The 26,591-nt window shown below is 41.7% G+C and carries 21 protein-coding genes and 1 other annotated feature; of the genes, 19 read left to right on the top strand and 2 right to left on the bottom strand.

The window, feature by feature from the left end:
• Nucleotides 1–413 precede the first annotated feature (413 nt).
• The 7 genes from clpX (at nucleotide 414) to J7I93_RS07960 (ending at nucleotide 9,600) form a co-directional block, all read left to right on the top strand.
• On the top strand, nucleotides 414–1,679 hold the full coding sequence (clpX, locus tag J7I93_RS07990; protein WP_144543496.1) for an ATP-dependent protease ATP-binding subunit ClpX: 1,266 nt from the start codon (nucleotides 414–416) through the stop codon (nucleotides 1,677–1,679).
• A gap of 183 nt (nucleotides 1,680–1,862) precedes the next feature.
• On the top strand, nucleotides 1,863–3,530 hold the full coding sequence (lonB, locus tag J7I93_RS07985) for an ATP-dependent protease LonB (RefSeq protein ID WP_214725018.1): 1,668 nt from the start codon (nucleotides 1,863–1,865) through the stop codon (nucleotides 3,528–3,530).
• Nucleotides 3,531–3,803: 273 nt separating this feature from the next.
• Nucleotides 3,804–6,131 carry an endopeptidase La gene (lon, locus tag J7I93_RS07980; protein WP_214725016.1) on the top strand — a complete coding sequence of 776 codons (2,328 nt, stop codon included), beginning with the start codon at nucleotides 3,804–3,806 and terminating at the stop codon, nucleotides 6,129–6,131.
• Nucleotides 6,128–6,709: a ribosome biogenesis GTP-binding protein YihA/YsxC gene (gene yihA, locus J7I93_RS07975; RefSeq protein WP_214725014.1), complete on the top strand. Its 582-nt coding sequence runs from the start codon at nucleotides 6,128–6,130 to the stop codon at nucleotides 6,707–6,709. Before lon ends, yihA begins: the two co-directional genes overlap by 4 nt.
• 326 nt (nucleotides 6,710–7,035) lie before the next feature.
• Nucleotides 7,036–7,818: a transporter substrate-binding domain-containing protein gene (locus J7I93_RS07970; protein WP_214725012.1), complete on the top strand. Its 783-nt coding sequence runs from the start codon at nucleotides 7,036–7,038 to the stop codon at nucleotides 7,816–7,818.
• A gap of 381 nt (nucleotides 7,819–8,199) precedes the next feature.
• On the top strand, nucleotides 8,200–8,847 hold the full coding sequence (locus J7I93_RS07965) for an amino acid ABC transporter permease (protein ID WP_214725010.1): 648 nt from the start codon (nucleotides 8,200–8,202) through the stop codon (nucleotides 8,845–8,847).
• Between the two features lie 15 nt (nucleotides 8,848–8,862).
• Nucleotides 8,863–9,600, top strand: a complete 738-nt coding sequence (locus J7I93_RS07960; RefSeq protein ID WP_285289067.1) for an amino acid ABC transporter ATP-binding protein — start codon at nucleotides 8,863–8,865, stop codon at nucleotides 9,598–9,600.
• Nucleotides 9,601–9,653: 53 nt separating this feature from the next.
• Here J7I93_RS07960 and J7I93_RS07955 read toward each other — a convergent pair whose 3' ends face one another.
• Nucleotides 9,654–10,139, bottom strand: a complete 486-nt coding sequence (locus J7I93_RS07955) for a LiaI-LiaF-like domain-containing protein (protein ID WP_214725008.1) — start codon at nucleotides 10,137–10,139, stop codon at nucleotides 9,654–9,656.
• A gap of 216 nt (nucleotides 10,140–10,355) precedes the next feature.
• Between J7I93_RS07955 and hemA the strand changes: the two genes are divergently transcribed.
• The 8 genes from hemA (at nucleotide 10,356) to ysxE (ending at nucleotide 19,453) form a co-directional block, all read left to right on the top strand.
• Entirely contained in the window at nucleotides 10,356–11,702 is a 1,347-nt protein-coding gene (gene hemA / locus J7I93_RS07950) for a glutamyl-tRNA reductase (RefSeq protein ID WP_214725006.1), read from the top strand.
• A gap of 14 nt (nucleotides 11,703–11,716) precedes the next feature.
• A complete protein-coding gene (locus J7I93_RS07945) occupies nucleotides 11,717–12,550 on the top strand; it encodes a cytochrome c biogenesis protein (RefSeq protein WP_214725004.1) in 834 nt (277 codons plus the stop codon).
• Between the two features lie 49 nt (nucleotides 12,551–12,599).
• The gene (hemC, locus tag J7I93_RS07940; protein WP_214725002.1) at nucleotides 12,600–13,535 is read left to right on the top strand and encodes a hydroxymethylbilane synthase; all 936 of its coding nucleotides are present in this window, start codon (nucleotides 12,600–12,602) and stop codon (nucleotides 13,533–13,535) included.
• On the top strand, nucleotides 13,532–14,323 hold the full coding sequence (locus tag J7I93_RS07935) for a uroporphyrinogen-III synthase (RefSeq protein ID WP_214725000.1): 792 nt from the start codon (nucleotides 13,532–13,534) through the stop codon (nucleotides 14,321–14,323). The genes hemC and J7I93_RS07935 overlap by 4 nt, the downstream gene beginning before the upstream one ends.
• Nucleotides 14,323–15,303 (top strand): porphobilinogen synthase, encoded by a 981-nt coding sequence (hemB, locus tag J7I93_RS07930; RefSeq protein ID WP_214724998.1) that lies wholly within the window; start codon nucleotides 14,323–14,325, stop codon nucleotides 15,301–15,303. The genes J7I93_RS07935 and hemB overlap by 1 nt, the downstream gene beginning before the upstream one ends.
• Before the next feature lie 30 nt (nucleotides 15,304–15,333).
• A complete protein-coding gene (gene hemL, locus J7I93_RS07925) occupies nucleotides 15,334–16,620 on the top strand; it encodes a glutamate-1-semialdehyde 2,1-aminomutase (RefSeq protein WP_214724995.1) in 1,287 nt (428 codons plus the stop codon).
• A gap of 246 nt (nucleotides 16,621–16,866) precedes the next feature.
• Complete coding sequence (spoVID, locus tag J7I93_RS07920) at nucleotides 16,867–18,087, top strand: stage VI sporulation protein D (RefSeq protein WP_214724993.1); 1,221 nt, start codon at nucleotides 16,867–16,869, stop codon at nucleotides 18,085–18,087.
• Between the two features lie 307 nt (nucleotides 18,088–18,394).
• Complete coding sequence (ysxE, locus tag J7I93_RS07915; protein WP_214724991.1) at nucleotides 18,395–19,453, top strand: spore coat protein YsxE; 1,059 nt, start codon at nucleotides 18,395–18,397, stop codon at nucleotides 19,451–19,453.
• Nucleotides 19,454–19,467: 14 nt separating this feature from the next.
• Here the strand turns inward: ysxE and J7I93_RS25135 are convergent, their stop codons facing one another.
• Nucleotides 19,468–19,659 (bottom strand): hypothetical protein, encoded by a 192-nt coding sequence (locus J7I93_RS25135; RefSeq protein WP_110067415.1) that lies wholly within the window; start codon nucleotides 19,657–19,659, stop codon nucleotides 19,468–19,470.
• A 286-nt stretch (nucleotides 19,660–19,945) separates the two neighbouring features.
• Nucleotides 19,946–20,216 (top strand) — a binding site (T-box leader).
• 183 nt (nucleotides 20,217–20,399) lie between these two features.
• On the opposite strand from J7I93_RS25135, the gene J7I93_RS07910 reads away from it, so the two are divergent.
• From J7I93_RS07910 to J7I93_RS07895, 4 genes are all read left to right on the top strand, one after another.
• Entirely contained in the window at nucleotides 20,400–20,552 is a 153-nt protein-coding gene (locus J7I93_RS07910) for a hypothetical protein (RefSeq protein ID WP_214724989.1), read from the top strand.
• A 3-nt stretch (nucleotides 20,553–20,555) separates the two neighbouring features.
• Nucleotides 20,556–23,204 carry a valine--tRNA ligase gene (locus J7I93_RS07905; protein ID WP_214724987.1) on the top strand — a complete coding sequence of 883 codons (2,649 nt, stop codon included), beginning with the start codon at nucleotides 20,556–20,558 and terminating at the stop codon, nucleotides 23,202–23,204.
• Between the two features lie 222 nt (nucleotides 23,205–23,426).
• The gene (locus J7I93_RS07900) at nucleotides 23,427–24,740 is read left to right on the top strand and encodes a bifunctional folylpolyglutamate synthase/dihydrofolate synthase (protein ID WP_214724985.1); all 1,314 of its coding nucleotides are present in this window, start codon (nucleotides 23,427–23,429) and stop codon (nucleotides 24,738–24,740) included.
• 84 nt (nucleotides 24,741–24,824) lie between these two features.
• A complete protein-coding gene (locus tag J7I93_RS07895; protein ID WP_214987851.1) occupies nucleotides 24,825–26,540 on the top strand; it encodes a sensor domain-containing diguanylate cyclase in 1,716 nt (571 codons plus the stop codon).
• The last annotated feature ends 51 nt before the right edge of the window (nucleotides 26,541–26,591 follow it).

Raw genomic sequence — 26,591 nt, 5'->3', positions numbered from 1 at the left:
ACATAATCTACATGGTTTCTAAGAGTTATCATTTCCTGTCCACTGTAAAAATGTGTTACAATGCAATACATAACTGCTGAAGGTTTTGATTTTTAAGAAAGTGTGAATTATTTAAGATAGGCTGCTGCCAGATTTTTTGAGGACCTAAATGGCTATGTTTTAACACCGTATTGATTGGAGCGGAAGGCTCGAGATCCTTGAAAATGCTTACACATTTTCTTCGTGCGATGCTGATTTGAGGAGGCTCCAAGTAGCCTGCGGTTCGCTGAGTGCCTGCAGCGGAAATCAATACGCTAATTTAACGGAGCCTTATAAATATAACCAACTTTTCTATGGCTGATTTTTGATTTTTTGCATGTGATTCCGCAAGCTTAATATATCGTTTTGAAGTTTCTTTCAAGGGGTGAAGGATTTTGTTTAAATTTAATGATGAAAAAGGGCAATTAAAATGTTCTTTCTGCGGAAAGACACAGGACCAGGTTCGCAAACTAGTTGCAGGACCAGGGGTTTATATATGTGATGAGTGCATTGAGCTCTGCACAGAAATTGTTGAGGAAGAGCTTGGTACAGAAGAAGAAGTAGAATTCAAGGATGTGCCAAAGCCGGCGGAAATCCGTGACATTCTAGATGAATATGTTATAGGGCAGGACCAGGCAAAGAAATCTTTATCTGTCGCCGTTTATAACCACTATAAACGCATAAATTCCAACAGTAAGATTGATGAAGTAGAGCTGTCAAAAAGTAATATCGCCATGATCGGCCCGACAGGAAGCGGTAAAACATTGCTTGCCCAGACACTGGCACGCATTCTTAATGTTCCGTTTGCCATTGCAGATGCCACTTCATTGACTGAGGCCGGGTATGTCGGGGAGGATGTTGAAAATATTCTCTTAAAGCTGATCCAGGCAGCGGATTATGATGTTGAAAAGGCTGAAAAAGGGATTATTTATATCGATGAAATTGATAAAGTTGCACGAAAGTCGGAAAATCCTTCCATTACTCGTGATGTTTCAGGTGAAGGTGTACAGCAGGCCTTGTTAAAAATCCTGGAAGGTACAGTTGCCAGCGTACCGCCTCAAGGCGGCCGTAAGCATCCACATCAGGAATTCATTCAAATCGATACAACCAATATCCTATTTATTTGCGGCGGTGCATTTGATGGCATCGAGCAAATCATTAAACGCCGTCTTGGCCAGAAAGTAATTGGCTTCGGTTCTGACCAGAAACAGAAAGAAATCGAACCAAAGGATCTTCTGGCAAAGGTGCTTCCAGAAGACTTGCTGAAGTTTGGGTTAATTCCCGAATTCATCGGAAGACTCCCGGTTATTGCAAGCCTTTCACAGCTTGATGAAGCAGCATTGATTGAAATTTTAACAAAGCCGAAAAACGCTCTTGTTAAACAATATCAGAAAATGCTTGAGCTTGATGATGTGGAACTTGAATTTGAGGAAGGCGCACTTGAAGAAATCGCTAAAAAAGCAATTGAAAGAAAGACAGGGGCTCGCGGACTACGTTCCATTATTGAAGGAATTATGCTGGATGTCATGTTTGATCTTCCTTCACGTGAAGATATTAAAAAATGTATTATCACAAAAGAAACAGTTATCGACAACGGTACTCCCAAGCTTGTTTTAGAGGATGGAACAGTTGTTGAAGAAGAACGCAAAACCTCTGCATGATTGTATGGCCAGCCCTTATGGGCCTGGCCATTTTTATTGGATTTATGTCCTTAAGCGGACTTTTGCTTCTTTCCCTTTTGTCGCCCTCTTTACATACTTTTAAGTGAATTCCTTGTTTATTCCAACTCAGTGAGGGAGATACTAGCATTATCAGCGAGAACTAATAATGCAGGAGGGAACACAATGAGTTGGACGGGGATTGCTTTATTTATCCAATTGTTTTTTGGAATTGTCATCGGGCTTTATTTTTGGAATTTGCTAAGAAGCCAGCGGACACAAAAGGTTTCAATTGACCGGGAATCAAGAAAAGAAATGGATGTTTTAAAAAAGATGCGCTCAATATCTTTAACTGAGCCATTGGCAGAAAAAGTGCGTCCATCCAGCTTCGCAGATATTGTCGGGCAGGAAGACGGAATTAAGTCTCTGAAAGCTGCATTGTGCGGACCTAATCCTCAGCATGTCATAATTTATGGGCCTCCAGGTGTGGGGAAAACGGCTGCAGCCAGATTGGTCTTAGAGGAAGCGAAGAAAAATGCAAAGTCTCCATTTCAGCAAGCCTCCGTTTTTATTGAATTGGATGCAACGACAGCCAGGTTTGATGAACGGGGTATTGCTGATCCTCTCATAGGCTCTGTCCATGATCCTATATACCAGGGAGCCGGTGCGATGGGACAAGCGGGAATACCACAGCCTAAACAGGGAGCCGTTACAAATGCTCATGGAGGAGTACTGTTCATTGATGAAATTGGAGAACTCCACCCAATTCAAATGAACAAGCTTTTGAAGGTGCTAGAGGATCGTAAAGTATTTCTTGAGAGTGCTTATTACAATGAAGAAAATACACAAATTCCAAATCATATTCATGATATTTTTAAAAACGGGCTTCCTGCAGACTTTCGGCTGATTGGAGCAACAACCAGAACGCCCAATGAGATTCCGCCAGCCATACGTTCAAGATGCATGGAGGTATTTTTCAGGGAATTGGCCGAAGAGGAAATTGCTGTTGTCGGAAAAAAAGCAGCGGAAAAAGTTAACCTTAAAATTAGTGAAAATGCTCTCGGAACCCTTGCGAACTATGCAAGAAATGGACGTGAGGCTGTCAATATGATCCAAATTTCAGCTGGACTCGCTATTACCGAAGATAGAGATTACATAAAAGATGAAGATATTGAATGGGTTATACAATCGAGCCAGCTTACCCCGAGAATGGAACGGAAAATCAATTCCAATTCAGCGGTCGGCCTTGTAAACGGCCTGGCAGTTTATGGGCCAAATACAGGTGCATTGCTTGAAATTGAAGTTACTGTTATACCGGCTAAAGAGAAGGGCAGTATTAATATTACAGGGATTGTGGAAGAAGAAAGCATTGGCGGGCAAGGAAAATCAATCCGCAGAAAAAGTATGGCCAAAGGGTCAATTGAAAATGTAATAACCGTGCTCAGATCAATGGGAGTTCCGGCAGATGAGTATGATATTCATGTTAACTTCCCGGGCGGAGTTCCGATAGACGGGCCTTCTGCTGGTATCGCAATGGCGACAGGAATATATTCAGCCATTTATAAGCGTCCGGTTGACCATACTCTGGCCATGACCGGTGAAATAAGCATTCATGGCCACGTAAAGCCAATTGGCGGAGTATACCCAAAAGTGAAAGCTGCCAAAAAGGCAGGAGCCCAAACCGTCATTATCCCGAAAGAAAATATGCAATCCATACTAAAAGAAATTACAGGCATAAAAATTGTACCTGTAAGCCACTTAAATGAAGTATTTGAATGGGCCTTACTAAAGGATTTTCACAAAGAGCAAGCCATAACAGCTTCAATCGAATTATCGAAAAAAGAGAGCATCTAGTGGTCTAGCTCAGGCAAACAGGGTAATTCTAAGAAACTCCCTGGTCAGACGCCTCCCGCTAATAGCGGTAAAAAACTTCGGTTTGCAGTTTAGGCTACAAACCGAAGTTTTATTTGCGTAAAGAAGGATAAAGTGTAATTATCAGTTAGTTTTCCAATACAGACATCCGCTTTTCTCTTTGATAGACACTGTTTAATAAATACGATAGAATTGTACAAAGAAATTATTAGCAATTTTGGGGTTAAAATGATATGCATTTGGAGGTGCAAAGGAATGGCGAAAAAGAAAGAAATCATCGTCCCCCTCCTGCCGCTTCGGGGTTTGCTTGTTTATCCGACCATGGTTCTACACTTGGATGTAGGCCGTGAAAGATCGGTTCAAGCCCTTGAAAAAGCAATGGTAGATGACCATTTAATTTTCTTAACAACGCAAAAAGATATATCTATAGATGAACCGTCTGAGGACGATTTATATCACATGGGTACACTTACCAGGGTAAAGCAGATGCTCAAGCTTCCAAACGGAACCATCCGTGTGCTTGTTGAAGGGCTCAAAAGGGCTGAAATTATCGGATTTCAGGAAGAAGCTGAACATTATTCCGTAAGTGTTAAGGGCTTTGAAGATCCGGACACAAAGGATGTGGAAGACCAGGCTTTAATGAGAACCATGCTGGAATATTTTGAGCAGTACATAAAGGTATCGAAGAAAATATCTGCGGAAACGTATTCCTCGGTTGCAGATATAGAAGAGCCGGGCCGTATGGCAGATATCATCTCTTCACATTTACCTTTGAAACTCAAGGAGAAGCAAGAAATACTTGAAACGATTGATGTAAAAGAACGCATGAACCAGGTTATTGAAATTATCCATAATGAAAAGGAAGTTCTGAACCTGGAAAAGAAGATTGGCCAGCGTGTTAAAAAGTCAATGGAAAGAACGCAAAAGGAATACTATTTGCGGGAACAGATGAAAGCAATCCAAAAGGAGCTTGGGGATAAGGAAGGCAAGACTGGAGAAATTGCCGACCTTACTGATAAAATCGAGAAAGCAGGTATGCCGGAGCATGTCCAGCTAACAGCTTTAAAAGAACTTGACCGCTATGAAAAGGTACCGTCCAGTTCTGCTGAAAGTGCCGTCATCCGCAACTATATTGAATGGCTTGTTACTTTGCCATGGTCAAATGCAACGGAGGATGATCTGGATATCCGCAAAGCCGAACGCATTCTGAATGAAGACCATTACGGACTTGAAAAGGTTAAGGAACGCGTTTTGGAATACCTTGCCGTCCAGAAGCTGACAAACTCCCTTAAAGGTCCAATCCTATGTCTTGCGGGACCTCCTGGGGTCGGCAAAACAAGTCTGGCACGTTCCATCGCCACATCCCTTAACAGAAATTTTGTAAGGGTATCTCTTGGGGGAGTGCGGGATGAGTCAGAAATCCGCGGACATAGAAGAACATATGTAGGAGCGATGCCGGGCCGCATCATCCAGGGGATGAAGAAAGCTGGCACAATTAATCCTGTGTTTTTGCTTGATGAGATAGACAAGATGTCTTCCGACTTTCGCGGCGATCCTTCATCAGCCATGCTGGAGGTATTAGATCCTGAGCAAAACCATAACTTTAGCGATCATTATATTGAAGAGACATATGATCTTTCCAAGGTTATGTTTATAGCAACAGCAAATAATTTGAGCACAATACCAGGCCCATTGCTGGATAGAATGGAAATTATCACAATCGCCGGCTATACCGAGCAGGAGAAAATACACATTGCAAAAGATCATCTTCTTCCAAAGCAAGTGAAGGAGCATGGGCTTTCCAAGTCGCAGCTTCAAATTCGCGAAGATGGGCTGCAAATGGTAGTCCGTTATTATACACGCGAAGCCGGAGTGCGGGGATTGGAGCGCCAGCTTGCTACTATTTGCAGGAAAACAGCCAAGATCATCGTCTCGGGGGACAAGAAGAAAGTCATTGTTTCTGCAAAGAACATAGAAGAGTTTCTTGGAAAACCAAAGTTCCGATATGGCCAGGCAGAGCAAGAGGATCAGGTGGGTGTTGCCACTGGACTGGCCTATACAACTGTCGGCGGCGACACGCTGCAAATTGAAGTATCTCTTTCGCCAGGCAAAGGAAAACTTGTTTTAACAGGTAAGCTGGGAGATGTAATGAAAGAATCCGCACAGGCGGCGTTCAGCTATGTACGTTCAAAAGCAAAAGAATTAGGCATAGATGAGAACTTCCATGAAAAACATGATATTCATATTCATGTTCCGGAAGGAGCTGTTCCAAAAGACGGTCCATCTGCAGGCATAACGATCACAACAGCATTGGTTTCTGCTTTATCAGGCAAACCAATTCGCAAAGAAGTAGGGATGACAGGCGAAATCACATTAAGGGGACGGGTCCTTCCTATTGGCGGCTTAAAAGAGAAGTCTTTAAGTGCACATCGTGCCGGCCTGACCAAGATTATCCTTCCAAAAGATAATGAGAAGGATATTGAGGATATCCCGGAAAGCATACGGGAGGAACTTGATTTTGTCCTGGTGTCTCATGTAGATGAAGTACTGAAGCATGCTCTGAACGGCGGTGCACAAATATGAAAGTAACCAGCTCAGAAATCGTCATCAGTGCTGTGAAGCCGGATCAATATCCCGATAGTGAGTTGCCGGAATTTGCCCTTGCTGGCCGATCAAATGTCGGCAAGTCCTCTTTTATTAATAAAATGCTCAATCGAAGAGGGCTTGCCAGAATTTCCTCCAAGCCAGGAAAAACGCAAACTCTAAACTTTTACATTATAAATGAGATGCTGCACTTTGTAGATGTACCAGGCTATGGTTATGCAAAGGTATCTAAAAAAGAACGTGAAGCATGGGGTAAAATGATTGAAACTTATTTAACGAACAGAGAGCAGTTAAAGGCAGTTGTTCTGATTGTTGATTTGCGGCATCCACCAACAAGTGATGATGTCATGATGTATGACTTTTTAAAGCATTATGATATTCCATGTGTTGTGATTGCCACTAAAGCTGATAAGATACCAAAGGCCAAGTGGCAACAGCATATGAAGATAACAAAAGAAACGCTGGATATTGATCCGAATGATCAAATTATCATGTTTTCTTCAGAAACAGGATATGGAAAAGATCAGGCGTGGAAAACATTGCTAAGCTATATTTAAAGGAATCCCGCTGTACTATACAGCGGGATTTTTTTCGTACTTATGGAGCAGGCGGAAATAGCTAAGTGTTTATCATATCCTTGCAGAAGGAGGCAAGCTGTGTGGCAAGATAAGCATTAGTGTTGATGTCTAATCAAAAGGAATTTGCAGGATAGTCGAGTATCTAAGTTCATATGGGAGCACAAGGCTTGTCAGTTGATGAGAATCGGCCAAATCCTTTAATATCATGAATTATCATAAAATATGAATTTTGAGAAAATTTAATAATAATGATAAAGTTAAAGGGTGTTTACAATAGAGAGAAACTGAAGGGGGAATTTAGACTAGTGAGACATTGGTTAAAAGGAATTATAGCAGCTGCTTTTGTATTGGTCCTGGCTGCATGTGGATCAGAGGAAGCGTCTAAAGATGGAATGGACCTTGTAGAGGATGGAAAGTTTACTTATGCAGCATCAGGAGAGTTCAAGCCTTTTAGTTTTACAAATGATGATGGAAGCATGAGCGGCTTTGATATTGAAGTAGCCGAAGCTGTTGCGAAAGAGCTTGGACTTGAACCGGTTCAGAATAAATTTAAATTTGGCGGAATTGTGGAAGGTGTAAAATCAGGCCGTTTTGATGCAGCTGTAGCCAGCCATACGATTACTGAAGAACGAAAGCAGGCTGTAAACTTCTCGACGCCTTACTACTATTCAGGTCCGCAAATTTATGTGCGTCCAGATAGTTCAGTAGAAACAATTAAGGATTTGGAAGGCTTGGAAATCGCCGTATCAAAAGGATCTACATACACTGCAAATGCAGAAGAAGTGACAGATAATATTCAATTTTATGATAGTGATGTTGTAGCACTGGAAGCATTAAGCAAAGGTAAGCATGATGCTGTTATTACTGACTTTATTACAGGAAAAGAAGCGATAGGCGCGGGCATGGAAATTGAAGGAAAAGAGCTTCTTGGACGCAGTGAGCAGGCAATTGCAGTTGCAAAGGACAATGAAGAGCTCTTGGAAAAGGTAAATGAAGCTCTGGAAACACTTCGCGAGAATGGAACACTCACAGAAATCAGCAAAAAATATATCGGTGAAGATATAACGGTTGATCCTGAGAAGGAATAACATTGCGGGCGGATGTGTGTAGAATGCATTCGCCTGTTTTATTTATTTAGGCTCTTTTCTCATAGAATGTTGTTATAGCTTATGAATTCTGCCCGTTGATTTCCGCTGCAGGCACTCAGCGAACCACGGGGCTACCGGGAGTCTCCTCGACGCTCTGCGTCTGCGGGGTCTCTTGGTAAGCTACTCCCGTAGGACGTTGAATAAGCTTCTAGAATGGACACCGCACGAAGAAAAGGCGATAGCATTTTCGAGGATCTCGCGCCTTCCGCTCCAATCAACTCAGTGGTTAAAATTCGTTAGCTGCCGTAAGCAACAAACTTTAAGAAAACAGCTTTTTTTTAAAACATCAAACTCAACTAGCATCGGATAGGAGGGATCCTTTTGGATTTGCTGACTAAGTTTATTGATACATATCCCGTATTCTTAAAGGGAATGCTGTTAACCTTTCAATTAACAGTTGTAGCGGTTTTTATTGCTATATTTATAGGTTTGTTTTTTGCTTTTTTAAAGATATCAAGAATAAAAGTTTTGGAATGGATTGCTGATATTTATATTTTCCTTGTAAGGGGAACACCGCTGGTTGTACAAATTTTCATTTTCTATTTTGGTTTGACTGCTTTGGATATATCACAGTTTTGGTCTGTTGTGCTCGGCCTAGCCTTCCACAATGGCGCATATATAGCCGAAATATTTAGAGGCTCCATCCAATCTATTGACAAGGGGCAGATGGAAGCAGGGCGTTCGCTTGGCATGACAGCCGGCCTGGCGATGAGGCGAATTATCCTTCCCCAGGCTTTCCGCCGTGCAATGCCGCCGCTTGGCAATCAGTTTATAATTGCTCTGAAGGATTCTTCACTTGCTTCCTTCATCGGCATGTACGAGCTCTTTAATGTGGCTACAACATATGGTTCAAACGAATATGACTACATGAGCTACTTGCTGATCGTAGCTGTTTACTATTTAGTACTTGTACTTATTTTCTCAGTCCTTGTAAATATGGTTGAGAAAAGAATGGCAAGCAGTGATTAAGGAGGAAGGATAGGCATGAGTGAATCGTACATGATAAAAGTGGAAAAGCTTAATAAATCATTCGGTGATTTACATGTATTAAAGGATATTGACATAACAGTTAAAGAAAGCGATGTGGTTTGCCTGATTGGTGCAAGCGGGTCAGGGAAAAGCACACTTCTCCGATGCTTGAACTTTCTTGAGCTGAAGGATAGCGGAAACATCATTTTTGAGGGTGAAAAGGTTGAAAAAGAAACCCATGACCTAAATAAAGTCAGAGAAAAAGTAGGAATGGTTTTCCAGCATTTTCATCTTTTTCCCCATATGACAGTTCTCGAAAATGTCATGGAAGCACCTATGCATGTTAAAAAGCTGTCAAAAGATCAAGTAAAGAAAGAAGCGCAGGAGCTGCTAAAAAAAGTGGGGCTTTCTGACAAGGAAAATGTGTATCCATCGAAGCTATCCGGGGGACAGAAGCAGCGTGTTGCCATTGCCAGGGCTCTGGCGATGAAGCCTGATATCATGCTTTTTGATGAACCGACATCCGCCTTGGATCCTGAGCTTGTAGGGGAAGTTCTTTCAACAATGAAAGAATTGGCAGAAGAAGGAATGACGATGGTGGTCGTTACCCATGAAATGGGCTTTGCGAAAGAAGTTGCAGATTGGGCTGTCTATATGCACGACGGAAGAATTGTGGAAGTTGGGCATCCGGAGGATTTGTTTAATAACCCAAAAGAGGAGCGGACTAAAAACTTTTTGGATTCCGTCCTATAAGATTGTTTGAATGCAGAAAAGACAGGGGAAGAGTAAAGTATCCCCTGTCTTTTCTATTTTTTCTTTACAATTAAAAAATAAAATCCAATTAGCATTAAGAGGATTGGCCAAAAACGCCAGGCGTTCGATACGCCGTTTTCCAAAAGCCCCATCCATTCAATGACTCTGTCATAAAATAGCAGCATGGCGGCAAGAATTAAAAATAAGATTCCCTGAAACAATCCAGATCCTGTCTTTTGATGGCGAAGAAGGAAACCCAGTGCGATGATTAGTATAAAAGTTCCTATGTGATCGGGCCATATTTCAAGGCGGTTCACAACATGGAAGTGCAGGCCAAATCCGGCTAAAATCACACCTGGGAGAATTGCCTCATAGTCTCTGGCGCGATATGCCTGAAATAAAAAGGCAGCTCCGACGATCATAAGAAGCGTAGGCCAAGTGTAAAATGGCTGTAAAAGACTGAAGTTTGTTTGCTGAAGGAAAAAGTAGGCGCCAAAGCCGATTAAAATTATTCCCGGGAAAATACGCTGATTTTTCATTAAAACACCACTTCCAATAAGGTTCACTTGAATCTGGCAAGTTTTTTTGTTACTGTACTTAAGGGAGTATTTGTCTATTTCAGAAATTTATATTTTCTAAAACATATTAACATATGTGTTCAATTTCTGTTCACAATTTAGCATTAAATTAAATAAATAGAAGTGATATAATTATCGTAGTGAACTATGCAATCTATCTGGGGGTGTCAATTTCAAATGCATATCTTGGTCGTCGGTCTAAATTATAAAACTGCCCCTGTTGAAATTCGTGAGCGTCTAACCTTTAACTCTTCACAATTGGGCGATGCGATGAAGACATTGAATGATAAAAAGAGCATTTTAGAGAATGTTATTCTGTCTACATGCAATCGGACCGAAATTTATGCGGTAGTGGACCAGCTTCATACTGGCCGTTATTATATAAAGGAATTTCTGGCAGAGCACTTTAATATGGATCAAAACGAATTTTCTCCTTTCCTGTTTATCTATGAAGAGGAGGGGGCAATAGAGCATCTATTTAAAGTAGCATGCGGCCTTAATTCCATGATTCTTGGAGAGACACAAATTTTGGGACAGGTGCGTTCAAGCTTTTTGGAGGCTCAATCAGAAAATACAACTGGTACTGTATTTAACCACCTGTTTAAGCAGGCAGTAACCCTTGCAAAGCGCGCACATTCGGAAACGGAAATAGGGGCCAATGCTGTCTCAGTCAGCTACGCAGCGGTAGAATTGGCTAAAAAAATATTCGGTACGCTTGAAAATAAGCATGTCCTTATTTTAGGTGCTGGCAAAATGGGAGAGCTTGCGATCCAGAACCTTCATGCTAATGGAGCGAGCAAAGTAACTGTTATCAACCGCACTTATGAAAAAGCCCAGGATCTTGCAAGCCGTTATGCCGGTGAAGCAAAGACGCTGGATGAGCTTCAAAATGCTCTTATGGATGCTGATATTTTAATCAGTTCAACAGGAGCCAAAGAGTTTGTTATTACTAAAGGCATGATGACTAACGTGGAAAAAATGCGCAAAGGGAAGCCATTGTTTATGGTGGATATTGCCGTGCCGCGGGATTTGGATCCAAAGCTGGCTGAATTGGACAGCATTTTCCTATATGACATTGATGATCTTGAGGGAATAGTCGAAGCAAACCTTCAGGAGCGCAAAAAGGCAGCAGAAAAAATTCAGCTGATGATTGAGGGAGAAATTGTTGATTTCAAACAGTGGCTGAATTTGCTTGGAGTTGTTCCGGTTATTTCTGCATTGCGTGAAAAAGCACTGGCTATACAGAGTGAAACCATGACAAGCATTGAAAGAAAGCTGCCTCACTTGAGTGATCGTGATAAAAAGGTGTTGAACAAGCATACAAAGAGCATCATTAATCAGCTATTAAAAGATCCTATTTTACAAGCTAAAGAAATGGCTGGACAGAAAGGTTCCGAACAGGCATTAGATTTATTTGTAAAAATCTTTAATATAGAAGAACTTGTTTCAGAGCAGCAGAACGCGTCAGCAGCCAAGCCAAAACACGCTATCGCTCAATCACCGCAGGCTTCCTTTCAATCATAAGAGAGGTTCTGTCCATGTTTGACATCTATATGACACGGCTGCATGAATTTACGGTGGTTCTGTATGCCTTATGTGTCCTTTTATATTTTATCGATTTTCTTCATCATAACCGGAAGGCGAACCGAATTGCCTTCTGGTTACTTGCATTTGTGTGGGTATTGCAAACTGTATTCCTTGTCTTATACATGATAAATACAGGCAGGTTCCCTGTATTGACCATTTTTGAAGGCCTTTATTTCTATGCATGGGTTCTTATCACACTCTCTCTGGGGATTAATCGGCTTCTAAGGGTCGATTTTATCGTCTTTTTTACAAATGTTCTCGGCTTCATTATTATGGCCATTCATACATTCGCACCCGTCCAGATTGATTCGGCCGTAAAGGCGCAGCAGCTTATATCGGAACTTCTGCTGATCCATATAACCGTTGCGATTCTTTCTTATGGGGCTTTCTCTCTCTCCTTTGTTTTTTCATTACTATATTTGATCCAATATGATTTGCTTAAAAGGAAAAAATGGGGGACCAGATTGCTGCGGATAACGGATTTATCTAAGCTTGAATATATGTCATATGTATTAAACGTAATTGGGGTACCTATGCTGATGATAAGCTTAATTTTAGGTATTCAGTGGGCTTATCTCAAAGTGCCTGATATGATTTGGTTCGATTCGAAGGTAATCGGGTCTTTTATTGTCCTTGCTTTATACAGTATCTATCTCTATTTGAAAGTTGGGAAAGGCTTATACGGCAAATCGTTGGCACTTTGGAATATAGCATCATTCCTAATTGTATTAATTAATTTCTTTCTGTTTGGAAAACTTTCATCTTTCCATTTTTGGTATTCATAAGTCCAGCGGCCACAGCTTATGGTCAACTGGACAATTGTAGGAGGCTGTCATGAGAAAAATTATTGTTGGTTCCAGAAGAAGCAAGCTAGCGCTAACCCAAACAAAATGGGTAATCAATCAATTGAAAAGCATTGATCCTTCCTTTGAGTTTGAAGTGAAAGAAATCGTGACTAAGGGAGATAAAATTCTTGATGTAACACTTTCCAAGGTAGGCGGCAAAGGGTTATTTGTTAAAGAAATCGAGCAGGCAATGCTTGATAAAGAAATTGATATGGCTGTACATAGCATGAAGGATATGCCGGCTGTTCTGCCTGAAGGACTTATTATAGGCAGCATTCCTGAAAGAGAAGACCATCGTGATGCACTAATCTCAAAAGGGCGTGTAAAGCTCAGTGACTTAAAAGCCGGTTCCGTCATTGGAACAAGCAGCTTGCGCAGGGGGGCACAGATTTTAGCCCAGCGCCCTGATTTGGAGATTAAATGGATTAGAGGAAATATAGATACAAGGTTAGCAAAGCTGGAAACAGAAAAATATGATGCGATTATTCTCGCAGCGGCGGGACTTTCCAGAATGGGCTGGGCTTCCGATGTTGTGACTGAATTTTTGGAGCCTGAAGTCTGCGTGCCGGCTGTCGGCCAGGGCGCTCTATCCATTGAGTGCCGGGAAAGTGATGAAGAGCTTCTTTCGTTGCTTGACAAGTTCACATGTCGTGAGACAAGCCAAACTGTAAGGGCAGAGCGGGCGTTTCTGCATAAAATGGAGGGCGGCTGTCAGGTGCCGATTGCAGGATATGCCACACTAAATGAATCAGGTGACGTTGAATTAACCGGCCTTGTCGGTTCCCCTGACGGGAAGATCATCTACAAGGAAAAGTTAACTGGTACAAACCCGGAAGATGTTGGAATTGCAATGGCTGAGAAGTTAACTGCACAGGGAGCTAAAGAGCTGATTGACCGGGTAAAAGAGGAGCTTGACGGGCAATGACCCGTTCCTCCCCTTTAAAAGGCATGACTGTTTTGGTGCCAAGAGGGAAAAAACAGGCTCAGGCATTTTCAAAGCTTGTTAAAAACTATGGGGGGATACCAGTTGAGATCCCCCTGATTGCTTTTATGCCTTTACGAAACCCGAAAGCTTTATCTGAAGCACGAAAGCGAATTCACATTTATAATTGGGTAATTTTCACAAGTAAAATAGCCGTTGAAGCTTTCTTTGAGGATTATAAAATGCCTGTTAACAAACCTTTACCGAAGATTGCAGTGATCGGTGAAAAGACTCAAAAATGTCTTTCTGATAAAGGGCTTAATGCTGATTTTATCCCCCGGGAATATGTTGCGGAGGGATTTGTTGAGGATTTTTTGCCATTTGTTGAAAAAGGAACGAAGGTTTTAATTCCCAAGGGAAATCTGGCACGGGACTATATTGCCACTGCCCTTTCTGAAAAAGGCGCCGAGGTGAATGAAATCATTGTATATAAGACTGTTTTTCCAAAAGAAAGCATTGCCCTGTTACAGAAGCAGCTTTCAGGGAAAGGGTTAGATATACTGACTTTTACAAGCCCTTCAACTGTGGATCATTTCATGGGAGCCATAGGGGAACTTGGATATCAAGATTCTGTAAAGAACAGCTTAATCAGCTGTATTGGCCCTGTCACAAAAGAACGAGCAGAAGCCTACGGTCTAAATGTACATGCTGTTCCGGAAGAATATACAGTACATAGCATGCTTGAAAGTATTATTGCCTATTTGGAAACAATGACTAGGAGGGAATTTTAATGGATCTGCAATTTACCAGGCATAGACGCCTTCGCCAAAGCCAAAACATGAGAGCGCTTGTGCGCGAAACCTTTTTGCGGACAGAGGATTTAATTTATCCGATTTTCGTAGCTGAGGGAAATGATATCAAAAGGGAGATTCCTTCTATGCCGGGAATCTATAATCTTTCACTGGACCATTTGGAAGAAGAAATGAATGAAGTGGCTTCTCTTGGAATTAAATCCGTTTTATTATTCGGGATTCCGAAAGAAAAGGATGCATGCGGGCAGCAGGCCTATCATGACCATGGGATTGTTCAGGAAGCAACAAGATTTATTAAAACCCATTTTCCTGAAGTGATCGTCATTGCTGATACTTGTCTATGCGAATATACTGATCATGGCCATTGCGGTCTGATTGAAAATGGTGAAGTGCTAAATGATGCATCGCTTGAATTGCTTGTACAGACGGCTATCAGCCAGGCGAAAGCGGGAGCAGATATCATTGCACCATCAAATATGATGGATGGTTTTACAGCTGCCATTCGCGCTGGGCTGGATGAAGCAGGCTTTGAAAATATTCCGGTTATGTCTTACGCTGTAAAATATGCATCTGCATTTTATGGTCCTTTCCGGGACGCTGCAGACAGCACTCCGCAATTCGGCGACCGCAAAGCGTACCAGATGGACCCTGCAAATCGCATGGAAGCAATGCGTGAAGCAGAGTCTGATTTAATGGAGGGAGCGGACTTTCTGATTGTAAAACCAGGTATGCCGTACCTTGATATCGTACGTGATGTAAAAAATAATATTAACCTGCCGATTGTCATTTACAATGTAAGCGGTGAATATTCCATGGTTAAAGCTGCAGCGCAAAATGGCTGGATCGATGAAGAGAAAATTGTAATGGAAATGCTTACTGGCATGAAGCGTGCCGGAAGCGATTTAATCATTACTTACCATGCAAAAGATGCAGCCAGATGGATTAAGGAACAGCGATAGTTTTACCTATAAAAAGAAAAGAGGGATGACATGCGTTCTTACGATAAATCTATTGAAGCTTTCAAAGAAGCAAGCAAATTAATGCCCGGGGGAGTTAACTCCCCGGTTCGCGCCTTTAAATCTGTCAATATGGATCCGATTTTCATGGAACGGGGCAAAGGGTCAAAGATCTATGATATTGATGGAAATGAGTATATTGATTATGTTTTATCCTGGGGCCCTTTAATCCTGGGACATACGAATGACCGTGTCGTTGAGTCAATTAAAAAGGTGGCCGAAATGGGGACGAGCTTCGGTGCACCGACTGAAATCGAAAATGAACTGGCAAAGCTGGTTATTGAACGTGTGCCCTCAATAGAAGTGGTGCGCATGGTTTCTTCAGGGACAGAAGCAACGATGAGTGCCTTGCGATTAGCACGTGGCTATACCGGCCGAAATAAAATCATGAAATTTGAAGGCTGCTATCATGGACACGGGGACTCCCTGCTCATAAAAGCGGGTTCAGGTGTAGCTACTCTCGGACTTCCTGATAGTCCTGGAGTTCCTGAGGGTGTAGCCAAAAATACAATCACTGTTCCGTATAATGACCTTGAAAGCGTAAGATATGCATTTGAACAATATGGAGAGGATATCGCAGGGGTTATTGTAGAACCTGTTGCAGGAAATATGGGAGTTGTTCCTCCTCAGTCAGGTTTCCTTGAAGGCTTAAGAGAGATTACAGAGCAAAATGGCTCTTTACTAATCTTTGATGAAGTTATGACAGGGTTCCGTGTTGGCTACAATAGTGCTCAGGGTTACTTCGATGTTACACCGGATATTACATGTCTCGGTAAGGTTATTGGTGGTGGACTTCCTGTCGGTGCATACGGCGGTAAAGCTGAAATCATGAAGCAAATTGCACCGAGTGGCCCAATCTACCAGGCTGGTACTTTATCGGGCAATCCACTCGCGATGACAGCAGGCTTTGAGACATTAAGTCAGCTTACTCCTGAATCGTATAAAGAGTTCGAACGGAAAGCAGACAGGCTGGAAGAGGGCTTAAAAGCTGCCGCAGAGAAATTTGAAATCCCGCATACAATTAATCGTGCCGGATCCATGATCGGGTTCTTCTTTACCAATGAAGATGTTATTAACTATGAAAAAGCAAAAACCTCCAATCTGGAATACTTTGCAGAATACTACAGGGAAATGGCAAATCAGGGTGTATTCCTGCCTCCGTCTCAATTCGAAGGGCTTTTCCTTTCAACCGCTCATACAGATGACGATATTGAGAAGACGATAGAGGCAGCCGAAAAAGCATTTTCCAAACTAAAATAAAAAGACTTAACACTCATCAATTGATGGGTGTTTTTTATTGGCTGTTTTCGAGAATTTTGTTGCTTTTTTAACAAGTAGTGAGGAGCGGAAATCAACAGGCCAATTTATAAGAGCTTTTGAAACGATCAAAAAATCAATAAAAGAATCTTTCTGTCATTATTTTTCTAATCATAAAGTATATAAAACTCTCATAGGATTGTTAATGACATAGTGATTAAACGCGAAGATTTGAAGGGAGGAGTCGCTTTGTCTCAGGGGAATCCATCGTGCTTACGATTTTCTTTAGAAGAATCGGTCTGGTTTCAAAAAGGACAGGAAGTATCAGAACTGATTTCAATTTCGTTAGATCCCAATATAACTATTCAGGAAAGCGATCAATATGTAACAATTCAGGGAGCGCTTGAACTTGCGGGTGAGTATAAACGGAGTGATGCAGAAACAGCTGGTGATGAAGAGGTTTTTGCAGGAGCTAAATTCGTTCAGGCAGTTGAGGAAAGAGAAGAGGGAACTTGCGAATTTCAACACTATTTTCCAGTCGATATTACAATCCCAAATAATAGAATCCAAAGCATATATGATATTGACGTAGCGGTAGAATCCTTTGACTATGTTCTGCCCGAAAGAAGCTGCATGAAACTAACAGCTAATTTAACAATCACCGGTTTATACGGCGATCAACAGCATCTCCCTGTTCAGGAATGGCAAGAGGAGGTTGAAGTCGAAGAGCTGGAGCCAGTTCACAGGTCGACAGCTGCTGTTGAAGAGACTGAGGAGGAAGCGGTAAACCAGGAGGAATGGCCAGCTTATCAGGAAAAACAAGCAGAGGAGGAAGAAGCTGAGCCGGTTTACGATTTTGCTGAGGAAGAGCATAGGGAAGAGGAACACCAAGAGGAACACCAAGAGGAACAGAGCGAGCCTAAAGAAGTATTTGTACCATTTGAGGCAGAGGCAAGGAAACAGCCTGAAACTGATGAAGTGCAGCTGGAAACTCTATCAGCAATTGAAGAAAAACAGGAGAAGAAAGATGAAAAGCCTGCAGAGTCAACACCGGAAATTTCATTTGCTTCCCAGCGGAGTGAGGAAGAGCCACCTACAGCTCAGGAGATCTATCAAATGACTGAAGCATTAGAATCAGATAGCCCTTCCTATGAAAAGAAGCCTGAAGAAATGGCAGTACAGGAAAGTCCGGAGGAAGAAGAATCATCATCTTCTGAACAGGAAGCTAAAAAGAAAAAATTCTCGAAAAAGAAAAGCATGTCTTTAACTGAATTCTTTGCCCGCAAAGAAGAGGAAGAAGAACATGTAAAGCTAAAGGTCTGCATTGTGCAGAATGGAGATACAATCGATGCAATTGCTGAAAGGTATGAAATTCCTGCCCAGCAATTATTAAGGGTGAATCACCTGGAAATAAATCAGGATATTTATGAAGGGCAAGTGCTGTACATTCCTGTTGCGGTAGCCCATTAAATGGTTAAACAGCTGAGCAGGTAGTGATAACCCGCTCAGCTGTTTTCATTTCTTGAGAAATGTGACACGAATCAAACATTGGAGAAAAATGAGTAAAAGTGTGTCATGAGTTGGCTGACGCCATATTTCCGTAGGAGTTCCTGAAGAAACTTATATATGGAGTAAAAGGAAAGGAACTATACAACATACCAAGAGAAGGAACCGGGAAATGGCGACAACCGGGAGTGAATCAGGCACTCAGGGAAATATCCTGAGAGTAAAGATACTCCAAATTGCAATCAAGCCATTTGGAAAGTGAGTGGATACTGTGGAAGAAAAAAATCGGCTGCGAAAAGTTTCTCCTATTTTAAAGCATTATTCTTTAGAGCCGCATTTTGTGGAGGAGTTTGGAAGAGTCCATAAGATTTATAGCAATAAAGGGGTTTTTGCTTTGAAAAAAATTAAGCCTCAACATGGTGCGGATTTCATACGGCATGTCCAGACCCTTTACCAAAAAGGCTATAATCGAATTGTACCCATATACCCTACAGTTGATGGCAGATATGCAGTCCTTCACAGGAATGAGCTTTTTTATTTGATGCCCTGGCTGTCAAATGAGGAGAAAGAGGACCGGTTTGAACGTCATCAGCAAATGCTTAGGGAGCTGGCTCGCCTTCATACCCTGTCAGCACGTGAAGTTCCCATCAAAAAGGAAGATAGAACGGAGCATTATGAAAAAACACTGCTGGAGTGGGAGAAAGAAAATGAATTTTTGGATGGATTTATAGAGTCCTGTGAAAGAAAAGAGTATATGTCGCCCTTTGAGCTGCTGTTTACTCTTTATTATCATGATGTCAGTCAGGCTCTTAAATTTTCGACAAATAAATTAAAGGATTGGTACGAAAAAACAAAGGACAGCGATAAAGCCCGGACTGTCATCATACATGGAAAAGTCTCCACTGAACATTTTTTATATGACGATAGAGGATATGGCTACTTTATGAATTTTGAAAATGCAAGGCAAGGTTCCCCTCTCCATGATTTGCTGCCATTTTTATCTCGGACCTTGAAAAGTTTTCCGAAGAGATCGGATGAAAGTGTGGATTGTATATACACATACTTAAAGTATTTCCCATTTAAGGAAGATGAGATGCTGCTGTTCCAAGGCTATTTCGCCCATCCTGGTTCCATTATAAGGGCCGCTGAACAATATCATAAAGGAGAACAGAAAAGGGGGGAGAGAAAGGCCGTCCAGCATCTTCAGAGGCAGTTTTGGCTATTGAAAAACACCGAATATGTAGCAATGAGAATAGATGAAATTGAACGCCAAAAACAAGAAGCAAAAGCAGCTGCTGAAGCACAGCAGCAAGAAGGAGCCCAAAGCTGACAGGACTTGGGCTCCTAAATTATTTCCAGGTGAAAGGCAATGGCTGTAAGGATGAAAATCGAAAGCAATAGCACATCGAAGGTAGTGGGCAAGAGTATTGTTCTTATGCCCTGAAAAACACAAAAAGGAATAATGAACTGTGCACACACATTTCTAAAAGTTCTTAACCAGGGAGGCAGTGTATAAGGATTATATTTTCTTCTCAACTTCGCATGCCCCTTTCCCGAATGTCCTTATTTATTTCTATCCTATGATTCATCCAGCGTTAAAGTGCCTAATTTTCAAATGGGAGTAACTTCAACTTCAGTAAATGAAGGACCAGATCATATTAAGCAACAATTACGTGGCTTCAACCTAAATCACCTGTTGCCTAATTTTACGTTATGCCTCACCTCTAAATTGAAAAAACGTATAATATATAAAAAATTCGGTTATCCTTATTGACTATAACAGCCTTTTTTCGGTAGTATATCTAATATATAAAAACTGTATATAGTTGCTAAGACAGGGAAGAGTACGATGGCCCTTTGCCTTTAGAGAGGAAGACCAATAGCTGAGAGGTTTTTCAGGCAAAACCGTTGGAAGGTCGCCCTCGAGCATCTTTTGCAAAAGGTTCAATCCGAGTAGTGAAAGACGGGAAATCCGTTATCTGTTTAAGAGTCAATCTCTATAAGAATGTTTTTTTGCTCCATTGTGAGCCGTTAATTTTCTTTAGTGATTGAAAAAAAGGTGGTACCGCGAAGCAACTCCATTCGTCCTTTTATGGCGAATGGAGTTTTTTTATTTTCGCTGTTTTCGCAGAGTTTGTTGCTCTTAATTGTTAACTAAGTTTTACCTGCTGAGTTAATTGGAGCGGAGGGCGCTTGATCCTCGAAAATGCTATCGCATTTTTTTCTTGCGGTGTTGATTCAGGGAAGATTTTCAATGTCCTGCGGGAGGAGAAGGGGTGAGAGACCCCACAGGCGAAGCCGAGGAGGCTCTCTCCCGCGGAAAGCAAGCGCCCGCAGTGGAAATCAACGGCCATTATTTTCAGGCTAAACAGCAATTTATGAGAAAACAGCCGATATCTTTTATGAGTGCTTTTAGAAAGGAAGAATGACACATGGATAATAATGAATTATCAATGCCGACTAAGTATGATCCTCAGTCCATAGAAAAAGGACGATATGACTGGTGGCTGGAGGGCAAATTTTTTGAGGCGACGGACGATGCTGAGAAGCAGCCTTATACAATTGTTATACCGCCTCCAAACGTAACAGGAAAGCTTCATCTTGGCCATGCATGGGATACGACTCTTCAAGATATCCTTACGCGTATGAAGCGGATGCAGGGATATGATGTTTTATGGCTTCCAGGTATGGACCATGCGGGTATTGCCACTCAAGCAAAGGTAGAAGAAAAACTTCGCAGCGAAGGCAAAAGCCGTTATGACCTTGGCCGGGAGAAGTTCGTAGAAGAAACCTGGAAGTGGAAAGAAGAATATGCAAGCCATATTCGCCAGCAATGGTCAAAGCTTGGATTGGGCCTGGACTATAGCCGTGAACGTTTTACGTTAGATGAAGGCCTGTCTAAAGCCGTAAGAGAAGTGTTCGTTTCACTATATAATAAAGGGTTAATTTACCGGGGCGAATATATCATTAACTGGGACCCCTCCACTAAAACGGCCCTTTCAGATATTGAGGTTATTTACAAAGATGTCCAGGGTGCTTTTTATCATATGAGATACCCGCTAACTGATGGTTCAGGCCATATTGAAATTGCAACAACCCGCCCCGAGACAATGCTTGGCGATACTGCTGTTGCTGTACATCCAGAAGATGAACGCTATAAGCACTTAATTGGGAAGACAGTGAAGCTGCCAATCACTGGACGTGAAATTCCGATTGTTGCCGATGATTATGTAGAAATGGATTTCGGTTCAGGTGCTGTAAAAATTACGCCTGCACACGATCCGAATGATTTTGAAATCGGAAACCGCCATAATCTTGAAAGAATTCTGGTTATGAATGAAGATGGCACAATGAATAATAAAGCAGGAAAATACCAAGGTATGGACCGTTTTGAATGCCGCAAACAAATCGTGAAGGATCTTCAAGAAGACGGAGTTCTATTCAAAATTGAAGAACATATGCATTCCGTTGGCCATTCAGAGCGCAGCGGTGCAGTTGTAGAGCCGTATCTTTCAACCCAATGGTTTGTAAAAATGCAGCCGCTTGCTGATGAAGCAATAGCCCTTCAAAATAAAGAGGAAAAAGTGAATTTTGTTCCTGATAGATTTGAGAAAACATATCTTCGCTGGATGGAAAACATCCGTGACTGGTGTATTTCCCGCCAGCTTTGGTGGGGTCACCGCATACCTGCCTGGTACCATAAAGAAACCGGTGAAGTATATGTGGGACACGAAGCACCTGGAGATATTGAAAACTGGGAACAAGATAAAGATGTCTTGGATACCTGGTTCAGTTCAGCGCTTTGGCCATTTTCGACAATGGGCTGGCCGGAAACTGAGGCAGCCGACTTCAAGAGATACTATCCAACCGCTGCGCTTGTAACAGGTTATGACATTATTTTCTTCTGGGTATCGCGAATGATTTTCCAGGGACTTGAGTTTACCGGACAGCGTCCATTCCAGGATGTCTTAATCCATGGTCTTGTTCGTGATTCACAGGGGCGAAAAATGAGTAAGTCTCTTGGAAATGGTGTCGACCCAATGGATGTAATCGATCAATATGGCGCTGATTCGCTTCGTTATTTCCTATCAACAGGAAGCTCACCGGGACAAGATTTACGCTTCAGCATGGAAAAGGTAGAAGCAACATGGAATTTCGCCAATAAGATCTGGAACGCTTCCCGTTTCGCTTTAATGAATATGGATGGCTTAATGTACGAAGAAATCGATCTAAGCGGAGAAAAATCTGTTGCTGACAAATGGATTTTAACTCGATTAAATGAAACAATTGAAACGGTCACACGACTGTCTGACCGCTATGAATTTGGTGAAGTTGGGCGCGTTCTTTACAACTTTATCTGGGATGACTTCTGTGATTGGTATATTGAAATGGCAAAGCTTCCGCTATATGGCGAAGATGAAGCTGCCAAGAAAACAACACGATCCATTCTGGCATATGTGCTGGATAACACAATGCGCCTGCTTCATCCATTTATGCCATTTATAACGGAGGAAATTTGGCAGAACCTTCCGCATTCAGGTGAATCTATTACAGCAGCCCAGTGGCCGGCTGTTAAGGAAGAATACACTGACCATCAGGCGGCGAATGAAATGAAGCTGCTTGTAGAGATCATCCGCTCTGTCCGGAACAGCCGTGCAGAAGTGAACACACCAATGAGTAAGAAGATTAAAATGATGGTAAAAGCAAAGGATCAGGAAGTTCTATATACTCTCGAGAATAACCGCGGCTATATTGAACGCTTCTGTAATCCGGAAGAACTCGTACTGGCTCTGGAGATTGAGGCACCTGATAAAGCTATGACAGCTGTTGTGACCGGAGCAGAAATTATCCTTCCGCTTGAAGGCTTAATCAACATTGAGGAAGAAGTTGCACGCCTGCAAAAAGAATGGGATAAATTAAACAAAGAAGTAGAACGTGTTCAAAAGAAACTTGGAAATGAAGGCTTTATCAAAAAAGCGCCTGAAAAAGTAATTGAAGAAGAAAAGGCAAAAGAAAAAGATTACAGTGAGAAGAGAGCAGCTGTTGAAGCACGAATTAAAGAACTTAAGGAAGTTCAATAAGTCCGGGAAAAATAGCAGTCGAATCTCTGGGTCAGCTTGCTTTTCGCTGCTCACGTATCAAGGACATACGCTCCGCTGCTCAATGCGGCGCTTCCTTGATCTTCTTGGTTCTTTATGTCCTCCTTATTGAACACATATTTAAAGGAGAATAACCAATATATCTGGAAGGCGGGTCCATTTAGAGGATTCGTCTTCCTTCCTGTATTACGGAGGTGCAAATGCATGTTTTCGACTTATGAAGAAACGCTTAACTGGGTTCATTCCAGATTAAGGCTAGGGATCAAGCCAGGGCTTCAAAGAATGGAATGGATGATGGAAAAGCTCGGACATCCAGAGAGAAGAATTAAATCTGTCCATATAGGCGGGACCAACGGCAAAGGGTCAACGGTTACATTTTTGAGGTCGATTCTTCAGGAAGCCGGCTATTCTGTTGGAACCTTCACATCACCCTATTTCGAGCAATTCAATGAGCGAATTTCCCTAAATGGTGTCCCAATCAGGGATGAGGAAATCGTCCGGCTTGCTAATGATATATATCCCTTGGATGAAGAACTTGAAAAGACAGAACTAGGGGGTCCCACCGAATTTGAAATCATTACAGCCATGTCATTTCAATATTTTGGACACGTCCAGCCTGCCGATATTGTTTTGTTTGAAGTAGGGCTGGGGGGCAGATACGATTCCACTAATATCATTTATCCTGTTTTATCAATCATATCGAGTATTGGCCTTGACCATACAGCCATCCTGGGGGATACATATGAGGAAATAGCATTTGAGAAAGCTGGAATCATTAAACCTGGTATAAATGTGATCACTGGCATAAAACAGCAAGAAGCATTGAATGTCATACAAGAAAAAGCTTTCAAAATGAAGGCGCCGGTTTACCAGCTGGGGAACGAATTTACCATTGCTGGACATAAATCTTTACCAAAGGGAGAATTCTTTAACTTAAAGACTGTATTTAAGGAGTTTCCAGGGCTTGAAACGGCAATGGCAGGCAAGCACCAGACAGAAAATGCTTCACTTGCTGTGATGGCGGCAGTGCTCTTAAATAAATATTACTCCTTTCTGTTAGAAGATGAACATATAAGAGCAGGGCTAAAAGCAGCATACTGGCCTGGGCGATTTGAGATCATTTCAGAAAATCCATTGATTATTATTGATGGAGCCCATAACGAGGAAGGAATATCTGCTTTGTCGTCTGAGTTGGAGAAGCGTTTCCAAAATAGAAGAAGGAATATTGTTTTTGCTGCCTTATCTGATAAAAAGCTCGACAAAATGATTGATAGTCTTGATTCTGTTGCAGATAAGATCACTTTCACGGAATTTAATTTTCCAAGAGCAGCCGCGGCCGAAGAATTATATAAAATTAGCTCAAACAACAAGAAGTATTTTAATAAAGACTGGAAGCAGCTTTTGGATAAAGAACTAAAAGAAACAGACAAAGACAGTGTCTTTGTAATTACTGGATCACTTTATTTTCTATCGGAAGTAAAGCCCTATCTTTTGAAATTATTAGAAAATAAAAAATGATAATATGACAAAAGTTAGAAAATTTGATAAAATATGCACGTTATCCGACTTTTTTCCTAATTAATATTGATGAGGAGGGGGGAAATGGTTAGTTCTCAAATAAAAGCTATAGTCTGGGGTATCTGGCTTCTCATTTTTCCAGCAGGTTTGCTGATCACTTATTATTTCTTCCCTCCTCAGATTGCCGGACAGGGTATTAATTTATTTGCCTTTTTTATATTGATGTTTTTTGTATCGGTCATGCCTATGGTGGTCAATAATACGCCGATTTTTTTGCTTCAATGGGTCTCAATGGCTGTGTTCTTAACATTTGGCCTATTGGTAGAAATGGTGATGGTCCAATTAGCTGTCATTATACTCCTTATGAAGCTTAAACTTCAAAAGCACGAGTTTTTCCGTCTGCCGCTTAACTCTTTAATGTTTTTTGCGGTGTCGCTGGCAAGTGGATTAGCCTACTTTGCAATGGGGGGCAAAACGGGAATTGATGTCATTGCCAACCCGCAATATTTCTGGGTTGCCGCCGCCTATCCGCTGATTCATTTTACTTTAAATCAGCTGCTGCTCAGTTTAATTCAGTATACAGTCTATGGGAGGAAGAGCTCCTTTTTTGAGAAAGACCTTGTTTGGGAATTAGTCACCTCGCTGATCACTTTCCCGATCGGTCTTGTTCTTTATATACTTTACCTGGAAGTAGGGCTGCTTGCATTGCTATTTGTAGGGGTGCCATTCGTTAGTCTTTCCATCATTCTCCATCTGTATTACTCTAGCGAAAAGATAAATGATTACCTCCAAAAAGCAGCAGAAATAGGGCATCAAATGGCAGAGCGACTTTATGTAAATGAAGTCATGGATCTCTTTATCTTAAAATTAAATGAGATGCTTCCGGTAGATAATGCCTATATTCTAGATATTGTGGATGAGAACGCGTTGCAGTTAATCTATCGAGTTGAAAACGGCCAAAAGAAGGAGCTTGACCTCAAGCCGCTCAAGAAAAATGAAGGAATTAGCGGGCGTGTCTGGTTCACTAGGAAATCCGCTTTATTTCATTCGAAAAAAGAGTGGAAAAGTGTTGCTAAGGAATTCTTGCCTGATGGCGCGGAGAGCATTATCAGTGTGCCAATAGTCCGCAGCAATGAAGTGATTGGTGTGCTATTGCTTTCCTCGAACAAAAAGCGGGCATATGAAAAGTCACAGCTGATGATCGTTGATATTTTATGCTCACACTTTGCCATTGCCATTGAAAATGCAAAACATCATGAAGAAACCAAAGCGAAAAGTGAACGCTGTGCACTAACTAAACTATATAATTATCGCTATATAGAAAATAAGCTTAGTGAAGAATTCAGCAGAATGCAAAAAGGTGAAAAAGACCTTTTATCACTGATTATTCTGGACATAGATCATTTTAAACAAGTGAACGATACTTATGGTCATCAAAGCGGAAATGAAATTCTTTGTGAGCTGGCAAATAGGCTGACCAATATAATGGGGAATGAGGGGATAGTTGCCCGTTACGGAGGAGAGGAATTTGTTATTTTATTGCCGGATGCCAACAAGGAAGCTGCAATGAAATGGGCGGAGCTTGTTAGGCAAACGATAGCCAACCGGCCATTTAACCTTCGTCACCATATGGATAAAAGCAGCAGAAGCCGAACCGTTCATATCACAGCTTCGATTGGTGTAGCTTCTGCTCCAATGGACGCAGACGATTCACTTGCCCTGATTCGCCATGCCGACAGAGCCCTGTATATCGGAGCAAAGCGGGCAGGAAGGAACAGAGTCGCAGAATACGTAAAATAAAGGCTGTGTTAACGTTCAATGTTGATTTTTAGCACCCTGTTGATTGGAGCG

Origin of the sequence: Bacillus sp. ISL-47 (genome assembly GCF_018613175.1) — a bacterium.
Classification (GTDB): domain Bacteria; phylum Bacillota; class Bacilli; order Bacillales; family Cytobacillaceae; genus Cytobacillus.
Note: the sequence above shows the minus strand (reverse complement) of the source record. Positions and strands in the feature narration are given on the sequence as shown.